The organism is Luteibacter sp. CQ10, from assembly GCF_040900725.1.
GTDB lineage: Bacteria > Pseudomonadota > Gammaproteobacteria > Xanthomonadales > Rhodanobacteraceae > Luteibacter.
The window spans coordinates 246,227-260,851 of record NZ_JAEUYM010000005.1 but is presented as its reverse complement, the minus strand read 5'-3'; the positions used below and the strand labels follow the sequence as shown (position 1 = coordinate 260,851).

General features: G+C 65.5%; 11 protein-coding genes and 1 pseudogene. 8 read left to right on the top strand and 4 right to left on the bottom strand.

Features of this window, described 5'->3' with window-relative positions; translation table 11 throughout:
• Positions 1-31 precede the first annotated feature (31 nt).
• Positions 32-1,951 (bottom strand): alkaline phosphatase family protein, encoded by a 1,920-nt coding sequence (locus JNG39_RS18630; RefSeq protein WP_368313475.1) that lies wholly within the window; start codon positions 1,949-1,951, stop codon positions 32-34.
• A gap of 273 nt (positions 1,952-2,224) precedes the next feature.
• Here JNG39_RS18630 and JNG39_RS18625 point away from each other — a divergent pair.
• From JNG39_RS18625 to JNG39_RS18600, 6 genes and pseudogenes are all read left to right on the top strand, one after another.
• Positions 2,225-4,426, top strand: a pseudogene (locus JNG39_RS18625) (TonB-dependent receptor); the annotation flags it as partial.
• 56 nt (positions 4,427-4,482) lie between these two features.
• Complete coding sequence (locus tag JNG39_RS18620; protein ID WP_368313474.1) at positions 4,483-5,523, top strand: glycerophosphodiester phosphodiesterase; 1,041 nt, start codon at positions 4,483-4,485, stop codon at positions 5,521-5,523.
• 195 nt (positions 5,524-5,718) lie between these two features.
• The gene (locus JNG39_RS18615; RefSeq protein WP_368313473.1) at positions 5,719-7,224 is read left to right on the top strand and encodes an amino acid permease; all 1,506 of its coding nucleotides are present in this window, start codon (positions 5,719-5,721) and stop codon (positions 7,222-7,224) included.
• A 101-nt stretch (positions 7,225-7,325) separates the two neighbouring features.
• Entirely contained in the window at positions 7,326-7,853 is a 528-nt protein-coding gene (locus JNG39_RS18610; protein WP_368313472.1) for a hypothetical protein, read from the top strand.
• 22 nt (positions 7,854-7,875) lie between these two features.
• The gene (locus tag JNG39_RS18605) at positions 7,876-8,382 is read left to right on the top strand and encodes a hypothetical protein (protein WP_368313471.1); all 507 of its coding nucleotides are present in this window, start codon (positions 7,876-7,878) and stop codon (positions 8,380-8,382) included.
• Positions 8,383-8,480: 98 nt separating this feature from the next.
• A complete protein-coding gene (locus JNG39_RS18600; RefSeq protein WP_368313470.1) occupies positions 8,481-9,188 on the top strand; it encodes a glutathione S-transferase family protein in 708 nt (235 codons plus the stop codon).
• Between the two features lie 50 nt (positions 9,189-9,238).
• On the opposite strand, the gene JNG39_RS18595 is transcribed toward JNG39_RS18600, so the two are convergent.
• Together JNG39_RS18595 and JNG39_RS18590 are read right to left on the bottom strand one after the other, a co-directional pair.
• Positions 9,239-9,961 carry an outer membrane beta-barrel protein gene (locus JNG39_RS18595; protein WP_368313469.1) on the bottom strand — a complete coding sequence of 241 codons (723 nt, stop codon included), beginning with the start codon at positions 9,959-9,961 and terminating at the stop codon, positions 9,239-9,241.
• A gap of 135 nt (positions 9,962-10,096) precedes the next feature.
• The gene (locus JNG39_RS18590) at positions 10,097-10,768 is read right to left on the bottom strand and encodes an outer membrane protein (protein WP_368313468.1); all 672 of its coding nucleotides are present in this window, start codon (positions 10,766-10,768) and stop codon (positions 10,097-10,099) included.
• Between the two features lie 354 nt (positions 10,769-11,122).
• On the opposite strand from JNG39_RS18590, the gene JNG39_RS18585 reads away from it, so the two are divergent.
• Complete coding sequence (locus JNG39_RS18585; RefSeq protein ID WP_368313524.1) at positions 11,123-12,982, top strand: M61 family metallopeptidase; 1,860 nt, start codon at positions 11,123-11,125, stop codon at positions 12,980-12,982.
• Here the strand turns inward: JNG39_RS18585 and JNG39_RS18580 are convergent.
• Positions 12,957-13,502 (bottom strand): hypothetical protein, encoded by a 546-nt coding sequence (locus JNG39_RS18580; RefSeq protein ID WP_368313467.1) that lies wholly within the window; start codon positions 13,500-13,502, stop codon positions 12,957-12,959. The two genes, JNG39_RS18585 and JNG39_RS18580, sit on opposite strands and share 26 nt — an antisense overlap.
• A 187-nt stretch (positions 13,503-13,689) precedes the next feature.
• Here JNG39_RS18580 and JNG39_RS18575 point away from each other — a divergent pair, with 187 nt between their 5' ends.
• Positions 13,690-14,595, top strand: coding sequence for a LytTR family DNA-binding domain-containing protein (locus JNG39_RS18575; RefSeq protein WP_368313466.1), 906 nt, complete (start codon positions 13,690-13,692; stop codon positions 14,593-14,595).
• Positions 14,596-14,625: the final 30 nt, after the last annotated feature.

The following is a 14,625-nucleotide window of genomic DNA, read 5'->3' as shown; positions in this document are numbered from 1 at the left end:
CCGGCCCGCCGCGAGGAAGCCGGTTATCGCGTCAACGCCGTTCGGCCTTGGCCTGGTCGAAATACGTATACGTCCTGCCGTTATCGTCCACCTGCCTGGTCTTCAGCACGAAGCGATAGGTGGACCGCTCCATGGACGATCCGTCGATTCGTCGTATATCCAATCCCGTCGCCTCGTCGCTGGCGACATCCACGGCCTTCACCGCCAACCCGTCGCCGTCGCGCCCACGCAAGGCTTCGCGAAGCACGCGCCCATCCGGCTTGCCGAGATCGAGCTTCAATATCGCCGCGAGCGTCGGCGCCAGATCCACGTTGCCGCTCGGCAAACTGCTGCGCAGCCCTTCGCGAAAGTCCGGTCCGCTGGCGATCAGTGTGTTGTGCACATCCACCGGGCTGAAGCTCCCGTGCATGCCACGCTCGTTGGACATGCTGGTGTACTCGGTGCCCTTGAAGCCTTGTACCACGGCGTCGGCGTCGAAGTCGTAGCTGGCGACGATGTCCGGGGAACGCTTGTTCGCAAGGTGCACCGCCGATAGCGGCAAGGTGCCGGGAATGCGTCCGTAACGCGCATCGACGAAGATCGCGCCGAACATCTCGCGCGATTGCAGGAAGCGAACCGCTTCGATGACCTTGGCCCGGTCGTGCGAAGGTTGATAGAGGTATTCGCTGCCGCCGTTGGGTGCGATCACGAAGGCGCCGGCGGTGATCTCCGCGGGCACTTTGTAGGCGGGCGTGGTGTATGGCCCCGGCTTGCCGCACAGGCGGCCGTCGTCGTCGAAGCGGGTGGGTCGCAGCGGCGTGCCGTCGGCGCGGATGCCCGACATCACGGGCGCATAGATGCAGCCGAAGCCGTCGTAGGCGGTGAAGCCCGCGCGAGTCATTTCATCGGCCAGGCGCACCGAGCCGGACACCGAATAGCCCCACTCCGCATCCGGACGGCCGACCCGTCCGTCGGCGATGTCGCGCAGCGGGAACCGATCGGCGGGACCGGACACGTTGCTGTGCGCATGGTCGGAGACGATCACCAGGTCCGTGTCGTCGGCCATGCCCAGCTCCTTCAGCTTCGCTTCGAGCTTGCCGAGCAGTTCGTCCTGCGCCCGCAGCGCGAGGTGGAAGTTGGGCGAGCCGACGCCGTAGAGGTGTTCGGTGGAATCGGGATTGCGCAGCCAGACGAAGCTCACGTCGGGCTTCTCCACGGGGAGGATGTAGCCCAGGAACGCCTCCATGAGGTACGCGTTGGACGGCGTGGGCGGTGCGCCGGAGCCATCGGACGCATCCGAGCTGGCGCCGTCCTTGAGCGTCACCAGCGGCAACTGCGCCGTGGGCGCCCCGTTGTCGGGCTCGAGCTGGAAGCGGTCGGCGTCGTAGGCGTGCACGGTGTTGGCGGGCAGCTTGAATCCCGCCGCGGCCAGCTTTTTCGCGAAGGCCAGGGGCAGGGCCACGTTCTCGTCGAGGAGGGTGCCACCCTCGTGGATGTCCTGGAGGAAGGCGGGGCCGGACTTGCCCACCACGGCCGTCGTCAGTCCCGCCTTGCGCGCACGCTCGAGCAGGGTCGGCGCCTGGAGGAGGTCGTGCCGATAGTGGTCGTCGAGGGCGCGGAGCACCGCGTAGTCCTCGGTGTAGATGGGCGCGGCGAAGTCGCTGGGTACGCCCTTGGCGTCGAAACCATGGGCGCCCGGTGCCCAGAAGCGGTTGCCGTAGAAGCCGATCGTGCCCGGGAACGATCCGGTGGCGAAGCTCGAGGCATTGACCATGGTGAAGGTGGGATACGTGGCGTGGTGGTCGGCGAAGAACGTGCCGCGCCGGGCCAGGGCCGTCAGGTGGGGGGTGTCGTCCTCGCTGATGGCGTCCGGACGCATGCCGTCCCAGACGAACACGATCACCCGATGGGCGTTCGCCTGGACGGCGAAGGCGGTCAGCACGATGGCGGCGAGTCGCGCGGCGCGGCGCATGGCATTCCCCTGGGTGTGATCGAGCCCGTCATGGTGACGGCACGATGTTGCAATCTCGGGTGCGTGAAATCGATACCCGCGTCGCAGGATCGTCACGCGGCAAGCAAGATCGCATGCCATCGTAAGAAAACGTACACATCGCATCGCCAATCTGCGGGGTTTTCCATCCTCAGGTTCGCCCCGATGAAGCTTTGCCGCCGCCCCCTGTTCCTCGCGCTGTCCTGCGCATTGGCCTTCGTCGCCCACGCCGACGACGATACCCCGCCCAAGACCCAGGACCTCGAGACGGTATCGGTGATCGGCCAGGGCGAGACCCGCCAGGTGCAGCGCATCGTGCCGCAGGACCAAAAGGTGCTGCCGCCGGGTACCAGCCCGCAGAAGATCCTCAACCGCCTGCCCGGCGTGTCGGTGCAGTCGAACGATGCCTTCGGCGCCAACGAGGAGTCGCAGTCGATTACCCTGCGCGGCTTCAACACCACCCGCCTGGGTTACACGCTCGATGGCCTGCCGCTGGGCGACAACGCTTACGGCAACTACAACGGATTGAACATCTCGCGCGCGCTGATCGCGGAGAACATGGCCACCGTCGAGCTCGCCGAGGGTATCGGCGCACTGGGCACCGCCTCCACCAGCAACCTCGGCGGCGCGATCCAGTACTTCTCGGCCGACCCCGCCAGGACCTTCGGCGGCAAGGTGGCGCAGACCTTCGGCAGCGACCATAACCGCCGCACCTATGCGCGCATCGATACCGGCGACTACAAGGGGTTTTCGATGTACCTCTCGGGCGTGCACGCGGACGCCGACATGTGGGCCCGCCCGAATTCGGATACCACCACGCAGCAGTTCAACGGCAAGGCCGTCTACGAGTTCGGCGACGGCAACCGCATCACGGGCTTCGCCGACACCTCGCGCACCAGCCAGGCCGACTACGCCTACCTGTCCAAGAGCGGCCTGAGCCGCGGACTCGGCTGGGACTGGAACCTCTATGCCCCGGACTGGCAGCGCGCGCTCGCGGCGGCCTACTGTGCGCCCGCATATACCAAGGGCGGGGTGAAGGATGCCCGCTGCGGTTTCTCCGGCGGCGTGGACAACATCGACGACGCCTACTACCAGAGCCGCGCCCTGCGTCGCGACGATCTCTACTACGTGGCCGGCGACTTCACGGTGGCCGAGGGCGCCACGCTGCACACGCAGGTCTATCACCACGAGAACGCGGGCCAGGGCCATTGGTGGTCGCCGGGCCAGCCGTCGTATCCGGGCACGCAGCAAGAGCTGCCGATCTCGATCCGCAGCACCAACTACACCATCAACCGCGATGGCGCCATCGCCTCGCTCTCGTGGGACCTCGGTGCGCACCACGTGGAAGGCGGCCTGTGGTACGAGCACAACGATCATCACGTCGAGCGCAACTTCTACGACATCACCGGTCCGGTGAGCGACGACCGTTACCTTTCCGACCCGGATCGCCGGCTGTTCGCGCAGGACTACGTGATCACGACCAAGCAGGCCTATCTGCAGGACACTTTCAAGGCCCTGGACGATCGCCTCACCGTGGACGTGGGCGTGAAGAGTCCGCACACCACCATGACCGCGCGCGAGGCCCCGGGCGTGGAAAGCCCCATGGCTAACGGCACGCTCAAGGCCGGCAAGTCGCTGCTCCCGCAGGCGGGCGTGGCCTTCCGGGTGGCGCCGGGGCAGGAGTTCTTCCTGTCGTACGCCAAGAATATCGCCGCTTTCCAGGGCGGCGGCGCGAGCGGACCGCTGCTGGTGTCGCAGACCGCCTTCGACGGCACGAAGTCGAACCTGCATCCGGAGCAATCGCGCACCATCGACGGCGGCTTCCGCAGCATCGGCCAGTCGTACGAGGCCTCCGTGGCGCTGTACGACGTGAAGTTCGACAACCGCCTGCTCTCGCTCAATCCCTGCCCCAGCATCGAGCAGGGCACGCGCCCGGAATGCAATACGGCGTTCGTGAACGTGGGTTCGGTCACCAGCCGCGGTGCGGAGTTCACCTTCATCTGGAAGCCGTTCCGCGGATTCCAGTGGTACAACTCGGCCTCGTTCAACGATTCGACGTACGACGACAACTACGTCGCCAACGGCCAGGTCGTGCCGGTGAAGGACAAGACCACCGTCGACACGCCCAAGCGCCTGTACTCGAGCGAGGTCAGCTACACGGTCGGCCCGTGGTCGGCGAGCCTGCGCGGGAAGTACACCGGCAAGCGCTATTACACCTATACCAACGACCAGAGCGTCGCCGGCGCCACGTCGTTCGACCTCGGTGCAAGCTACGACTTCGGCGCGGTCGGCCAGCTCAAGGCCTTGACCCTCGCCCTGAATGTCACGAACCTCACCGATCATCGTTACGCCACCAACCTCACGGCGTTCGGCGCCACCGACCCGCAGGGACGTGCCCTGGCCTTCCACGCCAGTGCCCCGCGGCAGAGTTTCGTGACCCTCTCGGCGGATTTCTGATGAAGCGGATTGCTCTATCCTCCTGCGCTCTTGCCCTGCTGATCGGAGCGCACGTCATGACCCTGCACGCGGAATCGGTCCGCCCCATCGCCGCCAGGGTGCTGGTGATCGGCCATCGTGGCGCGAGCGCGCTGCGCCCGGAGCACACGCTAGCCTCCTACGCGGTGGCCATCGAGGACGGCGCCGACTTCGTCGAACCCGACCTCGTCTCGACGAAGGACGGCGTGCTGGTGATCCGCCATGAAAACGAGATCGGCGGCACCACCGACGTGGCCTCGCATCCGGAATTCGCCGCGCGCCGCACCACGAAGACGGTGGACGGCGTAAAGATCGACGGCTGGTTCACCGAGGATTTCACCCTGGCCGAGCTGAAAACGCTGCGTGCCCGCGAGCGCCTCCCCGAGATCCGCAAGCGCAATGCCACCTACGACGGGCAATTCGCCGTGCCCACCTTCGATGAGATGATCGAGTTCGTGGCGGCGGAAGCCTCGGCGCGCGGTCGGGTCATCGGCATCATTCCCGAGATCAAGCATGCCACCTATTTCCATGGCATCGGCCTGCCCATGGAAGACAAGGTGCTCGCGACGCTCGCCGCGCACGCCTATACGCGCAGCGCGCCGGTGGAGATCCAGTCGTTCGAGGTGGGCAACCTCAAGTATCTCCACGACAAACTCGGCAAGAACCACCCCAACGTCCGCCTGCTCCAGCTGATGGATGACGCCACCGAGCACCCGGCCGACCAGCCCGGCATCACCTATGGCGCGATGATGACCCCGGCCGGGTTGAAGACGATCCGCGCCTATGCCGACGCCATCGGGCCGTCCACGCGCAGCATCATTCCGCTGGGCAAGGACGGGAAGCTGGCGCCGGCGTCGTCGCTGGTCAAGGACGCCCATGCGGCGGGGCTGGAGGTGCATCCGTATACCTTCCGCCCGGAGAATCACTTCCTCGCTGCGGATTTTCGCAACGGTGCGGGAGACGCGGAGCGCAACGAGGAGGGCTCGGTGAGTGAAATCCGTGCCTACCTCGCCACGGGTATCGATGCGTTTTTTACGGATGATCCGCGCTTGGGACGCAGGGCCGTGGACGGCCGCTGAGGCTTTACCGCTCCGTCGGATTCGCCGATACGATCGGCTCCCACCCCTTCGGTAGCCACGTGTCTACCGAAGGGTGGGAGCCGATCGTATCGGCGAACCCAAGGCTGGCCGGAGCCTCGATGCTGCACCCGCCCGACGACACGACCCGCCCCCGCCCGCTATGATCCCGGCCCATTGAGCCCCTGGGATCTTCCGATGTCGCTTGCCAAGTTCCTTCGCCACAAATCCGTCGAGCAGTTGCAGGCGGAAGTCGGCCAGCGCCGGGATTTCCGCCGCGTGCTGGGCCTGTGGCAACTCACCGCCATCGGCATTGGCGGCATCATCGGCGTGGGCATCTTCGTGCTCGCCGGCCAGCAGGCCGCCATGAACGCCGGTCCCGCCGTGGCGCTGAGCTTCATCATCGCCGGCCTGGGCAGTGCCTGCGCGGCACTGTGCTACGCGGAATTCGCCGGTCTCATTCCGGTCACCGGCAGCGCCTATACCTACGGCTACGCGGTGCTCGGCGAAGGCGCGGCATGGATCATCGGCTGGGACCTCCTGCTCGAATACGCCCTGGTGGTGGCGGTGGTCGCCATCGGCTGGTCCGGCTACGTGCAGGTGCTGCTGGCCACGGCCGGTGTGCACCTGCCGGAGTGGGCGCAGAAGAGCATGAGCGCCGACACCATGAAGTACTACTGGCAGCACGCGCTGGGTTCGCTCGGCGTCGGCTTCGCCGACCCGGTGCCCGCCCCCACCGACGGCCATCGTTTCAACGTCATCGCCGCGGGTATCTCGTTGCTGGTGGCGATCATGCTCTCGGTACGCACGGAGTGGGGCGCCCGTCTCAATACCCTCATCGTCGGCATCAAGGTGCTTGGCGTGGCGCTGGTGATCGGCGTGGGCGCGTTCTTCATCGACGCCTCGCACTGGCACCCCTTCATCCCCGAGCGCATCGTCAACGACAAGGGCGTGGGCCACTTCGGCTGGCATGGCGTGCTCACCGGAGCGAGCGTGGTGTTCTTCGCGGTATTCGGCTACGACACGCTCACCACCGCCGCCGAAGAGGCGCGCAACCCGCAGCGCGACCTGCCCCGCGCGGTGCTGCTCTCGCTGGCCGTGGCGATGGTGCTCTACATCGCCGTGTCGATGGTGCTCACCGGCATCGTGCCCTACACCAGTCTCGGCGGCGAGGCCTCGGTATCGGACGCGTTCAACGCCATCGGCCTGCCATGGATCAGCAACATCATCGCCGTGGCCGCCGTCATCGGCGTGATCAGCGTGCTCTTCGCCTTCATGCTCGGTGCCGCACGCATCTGGTTCGCATTGTCGCGCGACGGCCTGCTGCCCGCGTGGTTCGCCCGTGTCCATCCGCGTTTCGGCACGCCCGCCCGACCCACCATGATCCTGGGCGTATTCACTGCCGTCGTCGCCGGCCTGTTGCCCATCGGCGAAGTGGCCGAGCTGGTCAACATCGGCACGCTCAGCGCCTTCATCCTGATCTGCGCCTCGGTGCTCGTGTTGCGCGTGCGCAAGCCGGACCTGGAGCGCAAGTTCCGCACGCCGGCCGTCTGGTTCGTGGCGCCGCTGGGCATCCTGTTCTCGCTGGCCCTGATCTGGGGCCTGCCGTGGATCACCTTCGAGCGCTTCGCGATCTGGATGGCGATCGGCCTGATCGTGTACTTCACCTACGGCGTACGCCACAGCAAGCTCAATCGCGGCTAGGCTCCGCCGTCCCCTGACACTGCCCCCGGGCTTCGTGTTAGCTTTGGGCCGGGACGAAACCGCACGCCGGTTTCGTCCGCTATCACGCTACAGGGGAAAACATGAAGTTACACGCCATGCTGGCAACCGCCGTGACGGCGGTGATGCTGTCCGGCTGCATGACAGCCTTGCTTCCGAAAGCCTCCGAGCCCACGAGTGGGCCCCGCGCGCGCATCCGACTCATCGGCGGCGCGGGCGACCTGATGATCCGACCCGAGAAACAACCCGGCGACAAGCGCGGGGACATGGTGGCCCATGGCCTCCTGTGGCCGGGAAATCGTGTCCGTATCGGCATGCCCGACGATGAAGAACCCACGCGGCTGGCCGACGAGCACTACGTGATAGCCGACCAGGACGTCGATGCGTTCTTCTCGTTTCGCATGGACACGCCGGGCAACAAGTATGAACCGGGAACGATCCAGAAATGCGGCCCCATCGACGCCAAGTTCCATGTGGACGACGGCGGCGATTACGAAGTCTCGTCCAGGATCACCAACAAGGAATGCTTCATCGTCGTGCGCCGCCTCCTGGCGGTGAACGGGCGCATCGTGACGAAGATGCCCGTGATGCTCAAACCGCGGTTTCCATGATGGATCACAAGGGAGAATCAAAGTGAAGAAGAGCGCATTGACCGTGCTGTTCGTGCTTGCCGCCACGCCGGCCGCGTTCGCCGCCGACATCGTGACGATCCAGAGGCATATGGGGTTCAACGAAGATGCCGAGGTTCCCAAGGCGGTGCTCGAGGAGTGCAAACTCGATGGCGAGATGCCGAGGGCCGTGGCAGAGAGCGCCCTGAATGCCGGCACGACGGTGAATTTCGCCGAGAAGGTCGATGGCACCGAGCCGGGACGCGTGCTCTGGATGGAGATCGCCGACGTGATGTCCGACGGAAACGGATTCATCGGCCACCGCAAGTCGATCACCGTGAAGGGCAAGCTCTACGAGGACGGCAAGGTCGTGGGCAGCTTCAAGGACCGGCGCTCGTCGATGGGCGGGGCCTTTGGTGGTTTCAAGGGAAGCTGCTCGGTGCTCGTGCGCACGGCCAACGCCATCGGCGAGGACATCGCCCACTGGCTGTCCGCGCCGAAGATGGACGACAAGCTCGGCGACCTGGAGTGAGCCGGCAGGGAGGTGTCGCGGTGTGCGGCGCCTCCTCGCTTGAATACGCAGGCGCGGGCGCCTACCTTCGATGCTCTCTCCCACGAAGGATGCCCCCCATGACCGCCGATCTCTCCGGTTTTCCCATCGCGCAACGCTGGCCGGCGGCGCATCCGGATCGCCTGCAGTTGTATTCGCTCAACACGCCCAACGGCGTGAAGGTGTCGATCATGCTCGAGGAGCTGGGGTTGCCTTACGAGCCGCACCTCGTCGACATCACGAAGAACGAGAGCAAGTCGCCCGAGTTCGAATCGCTCAATCCCAACGGCAAGATTCCGGCCATCGTCGATCCCGACGGCCCGGGCGGCAAGCCGATGGGCCTCACCGAATCCGGTGCGATCCTGCAATACCTCGCCGAGAAGACCGGCAGATTCATCCCGAGCGATCCGGCGCGACGTTGGGAAACCATCCAGTGGCTGCACTTCCAGATGTCCGGCATCGGCCCGATGTTCGGGCAGGTGGGTTTCTTCAACAAATTTGCCGGTCGCGCCTTCGAGGATAAACGCCCGCTGGAACGCTACGTCGGCGAGTCGAAGCGCCTGCTCGGCATCCTCGACAAGCGGCTCGACGGTCGCACGTGGATCATGGGCGACGACTACACCATCGCCGACATCGCGACGCTCGGCTGGGTGAACAACCTCATCACCTTCTACGAAGCGCGTGAACTCGTGGGCTTCGACGATTATCCGAACGTCGCGGCGTGGCTCGAGCGCGGCATGTCGCGGCCGGCGGTGCAGCGTGGCTTGAAGATCCCGTCGAAGTCCTGAGCCCAGGGTGGGAGCCGACCTCTCCGGCTCCCACATTCGGGGGGCTTTCGTCAGAGCCGGTATTCGACCGATGCGCCGAGCGTGCGTATGTAGCTGGTGTGCTGGCCGACGACGAAGCCATTTTCCAACTTGATCTTGTACGCGTCAGCGTTCAGGGCGAATGTCAGGTGGGTAGTCACGTCGTACCCGAAGCCGATGCCTGCGTAGATACCTCCGTGGGTGGTCACCGTATGACGAGTCCGGGAAAGCCCGGAGAAATCGAATTCCTCGTCGACGGTCGCGCGTGAATGCAGTGCGCCGGCATGCGCGAGGATCGTCCAGGGGCCTGACACGTTCCATTTCATCGTCGCGCCGAGCAGCGTTGCCCTGGCTCGCAGGCGCCAGCTGCTTCCAGCGGGGAAGGTGACGGACGTACCCGTTCCCCCCAGGGGGAGGGTCTGCGGCGAAATGTCGCTCGATCCAAAATTCCCCAGGCGGCTGTAACCCGCCTCGATGCCCATCGCATAGGTATCGGCGAGGCTCCAGCGATACCCCAGCAGGAAGCCGAGGGAGTGGTCGCTCTTATCGTCGCGCGGACCGTAGTTGGCGCTGGTGTGCGACATGCCCGCATTGGCGTGCACGAACAGTCCATCGACAACGTCGGCGTGTGCGACGGCGGAGCACAGAATAAGAGTGGTAGCGGCGGCTACCGTTCGGAAGATTTGCATGACGAGTCCCTGTATCCGTAGTGAAGCCGCGACTGGCGCGGCATTGATCCCCGAGAAGTCGGTCATTCTTCACATATGCCCGGCGTATATCAATCACTCGTAGACGTTTGGCGCGGGCTTTCTTGCAACGCGACTTCGAGTGGAGCAGAGACCATTGATCATCCGGAGGGAGCGGGAGCGACGCGCCGACCCTCCACCCGCTTACCAGAAGCGGTATTCCGCCGTGAGGCCAAGGAGGCCTACGTGTGCCGTGTGGCCGGCATCGTGCGGGCCTCCCGTCTTGTAACCGTATCGGTCGTAGCTGAGCGTCAGGCCGATGTTCTCGTTGAAGTCATAGCCGAAACCGACGCCGCCGTAGACGCGGTTACTGTTCGTCGAATGGCTGGTCTGCGTCGTGACGGGTGCCAGAAAGATGAATCCCCCGATGTCCGTTTCGTGGTTCCTGGCACGCATGTGCGACACGCCGACGCGGGCGGTCACGGTGAGCTCGTAGGGGAGATCCCACTTGCCGTTGATGCCGACGAGGATGCCGTCGACCTTCGTTTTCGCGCGCGCGTCGTACTGGGACGACAGGCCGCCGTAGTGCCCTTTCCACGTCGTGTCGCCGAGGTTGACGTAGCCACCTTCGACACCCAGCGAGAACGGCCGCGCCACCACCCAGCGATAGCCGCCGAGCACGTCGAATCCCGTGCCGTCGCTGTCGTCCTTCGGGTCGAGCGCGGATGGATCTCGGTCCACGTTGAAGTGCGACTTGCCGCCGGTGACCGACACGAACGCGCCGGTCTGGGTGACGGACGCGGAGTCGGCGAGAGCGGCGAAGGGTGACGAAAGCAACACGACGGCGACGGTCGCCTTGAGTACCGAAGTGTGCATGATGAGTCCTTGGGTCCCTGTTTCCTGGATTTCGCGCCCGACGGTACGCGGCGGGCCGCGGCATTATAGGAAACCTCGTCGCTTCGGCATCCCCGGGATAAGGCTCTTTCTCGCGCGTTTCGTGAAACCGCGCCGGTTTTCGTGAAATCCTGTCGGCCCGTCATGGCGCCGGAAGCGGGGCTACCGTGACCTCTGGCATGGGGCCTGCCAGCCCCCCGGAGCTAGCATCGGTCACTTGCGCGAACCACAGGGGAACGCGCGCCGATCCGCTCGGAAGGGAATGGCCGGGCGCCTTTTGTTCCACGGGAGACCCCAGTGAAATCCACCCTTCTCGCTTCCGCGCTGCTGGCCGCCATGGCCGGTTTCGGCGCTTCCGCCGCGTTCGCCGCGGACGACGTGCCGCCCATCCAGGACGCGCCCTACGCCGGCATCCTGAAACTCGACGTCGACGCCACCGACCTCGACCGTCGCATCTTCCGCGTCAAGGAAACCATCCCGGCGCAGCCCGGCAAGCTCACCCTCCTGTTCCCGGAGTGGATTCCCGGCCACCATTCGCCGACCGGGCCGATCGACCAGTTCGCCGGCCTCATCGTGCACGCGAACGGCCAGCGCCTCGAGTGGAAGCGTGACCAGTACAACGTCTATGCCTTCCACGTCGACGTGCCCGCCGGCGCATCGTCGGTCGAGGTGGAGTTCCAGACCCTCACGCCGCAGAGCCCGCGCCAGGGCCGCGTGGTGATGACGCCCGAGATCGTCAACGTGCAGTGGAACCAGGTGGCCCTCTACCCGGCCGGCTATCGCGCCGACCAGGTGAAGATCGACGCCTCGGTGAAGCTGCCCGCCGGTTTCCAGTACGGCTCGGCCCTGGAAGAGGCCAGCAAGAGCGGCGACACCGTCACCTTCAAGACGATAGACTTCGACGACCTCGTCGACTCGCCCGTCTTCGCGGGCAAGTACTTCAAGCGCGTGGACCTCGACCCCAACGGCCGCTCGCCCGTGCACCTGAACATCGTCGCCGACGATGCGAAGTCGCTGGAGATCAAGCCCGAGGCGCTCCAGATCCATCGCAACCTCGTCAAGCAGATGGACAAGCTCTACGGCGCGCGACACTACAACCATTACGACTTCCTGCTGGCGCTCTCGGAAAACCTCGGTGGCATCGGCCTGGAGCACCACCGCTCCTCGGAGAACAGCGCCGCGCCGGGATACTTCACCGAATGGGAGAAGAACTGGCTCGGTCGCGACCTGCTCGCCCACGAATACAATCACTCGTGGGACGGCAAGTACCGTCGCGGTGCCGACCTGGCCACGCCGAGCTTCAACGTGCCGATGGGCGACAGCCTGCTGTGGGTGTACGAAGGCCAGACCCAGTTCTGGGGCAACGTGGTTGCCGCGCGCTCGGGCCTCGTTTCGCAGGACCAGGCGCGTGACCTGCTCGCCTTCGTCGCCGCTACCTACGACAAGGGCCGTCCGGGTCTTTCCTGGCGCAACATCCAGGACACCACCAACGATCCCACCATCGCCCAGCGCCGCCCGCTCTCGTACCGCAACTACCAGATGAGCGAAGACTATTACTCGGGCGGCCAGATGATCTGGCTCGACGTCGACACCAAGCTGCGTGAGCTTTCCAAGAACAAGCACAACCTCGACGATTTCGCCAAGGCGTTCTTCGGCATGAAGGACGGCGACTGGAAGGTCAACCCGTACACCTTCGAAGACGTGGCCAACACGCTCAACGGCATCCAGCCTTACGACTGGGCCAAGTACCTGCGCGATCGCGTCGACGGCCACAAGGGTGACCTCGAAGGCATCGAGCGCGGCGGCTGGAAGCTCGTCTACAACGACAAGCCCTCCGACGCCGTGAAGGCCGTCGAGGCGCGGCGCCATTACACCGACCTCACCTACTCGGTGGGCTTCGGCGTGTCGTCCAAGGGCGACATCTCCGACGTGCGCTGGGACAGCCCGGCTTTCAACGCCGGCCTGTCGCCGGGCATGACGGTGATCGCCGTCAACGGCAAGTCGCTCGACGGCGACACCCTGAAGGATGCCGTCACCGCCGCCAAGGGCACCTCCGCCCCGATCGAGCTGCTGGTGAAGAACTTCGACCAGTACAAGACGATCAAGATCGACTACCACGAAGGCCTGAAGTACCCGCACCTGGAGCGGGACAAGAGCAAGCCCGACTGGCTCAGCGAGCTGTACAAGACGAAGTGACGAGGAAGAGGGCGCCGGGAGGCGCCCTCTTTTTTTCCGGGCGTCGCGGCAGGGGGCCGACATCGAGGATCGTCACGCCCCTGACGATCAGGCAGCCCGCGTCTTCCACTTCGATCACGAACTCGTTGATGGGATTGCGCGGCCACGCATCCGACATGGGGCAGGTGCCGACGATCTTTTCGAAACCCTTGCGGATGACGATCGAGTGGCACATGTCCTCACCGTCGAACTGCGTATTCAGCAGGGCATCCTCGCCGAGGCCGGACGTATCCAGGTCGAGGGTGAACTGGCTGTACTCGCCCAGGTCATGTCGCGACTGCATGGTCAGCGTGCCGTAGTCCTCGAATCGGGCGACGAGGCAGCGGGGATACCGGTTCGACAGGGTGAGCGTGCCTTTTCCTTCCATGAGCCACCGCGTGTGGCCGCTCTCGACATGGTGTTTGCCCACCGCCGTGGCGCATTCGAACATGTCGTGGATCACATGCGCCCGTGGGGGCACGGGCGTCGGCTTGCACCGCATCTGCGTTCTCCTTGTGCGTGTCGCTTCCATGGGCCCCTGCTGGGGACGTCGAGCTAACCACGAGTCGATGGACGATTTCGATCTGACTTTCGGTGTAGGCGTGACATGGATGGATTCGGCAGGAAAGCCGTGCGGCGAACACCGATCGTGCCTACGGCGAGGCGCCCGTTCCGGGTAGCATGCCCACATGAGCGCATCCCCCACACTTCCCGGCCAGGAACTCGCCCACGCACATCATCGCCGTCGTGTGTTCGTGGTGGCCTTCTGGCTCGCCGTCTTTGTCACCTCGGCCGTCACCAACATCCTCACCTTGCGCATCGACGCCGATCGCTACGGGATCGACGCGCCCACCTGGCAGATCGCCACCAACGAGCTCAGCAGCATGCTGTTCTCATTGATCGCCCTGCCGTTCCTGCTCGTCGCCTGCGATCGCTGGCCGCTGCACGCCGATACCTGGCGCCGCCGCCTGCCGCTTTACATGCTGGGCAGCGTGGCCTGGTGCGCCTTCCACGTCGTGGGCATGAACCTCCTGCGCGTGGTGATCTACCGCCTCAACGGCGCGCACTACGATCCGGGCGACCTCGGCCTGGCGGCCGTCTACGAATACCTCAAGGACGTGCGCACGTTCTTCCTGATCGTGGCCGTGGCGCATCTCGTGGAGTGGTTCGGCCGCCGGGTGAAGGGTGAAGCCAGCCTGCTCGCCGAACCGGATGAAGGCCTGCCCGTCGAGCCGGTGGACCGGCCCGAGCGCTTCCTCGTGCGCAAGCTCGGCCGCGACTTCCTCGTGGCCACCGCCGAGATCGAATGGGCGCAGGCGGCGGGCAACTACGTGAACCTGCGCGTGCGCGGGCGGGACTATCCCTTGCGCAGCACGCTGGCGGCGCTGGAGGCGCGGCTCGATCCGGCCGCCTTCGTGCGCGCGCACCGCAGTTATCTGGTGCGATTGAGCCAGATCGCCTCGATCGAGCCCCTGGACGCCGGCGAGGCCCGCCTGCACATGGCCGACGGCAGCACGCTGCCGTGCAGCCGGCGATATCGCGAGGGCGTGCGCACCGCGGCGGGCGGCATCGAGCCCGCCCGCAGAACGGGCTAGGCCGGGCCCGGCAATCCCGCTACAATGCCC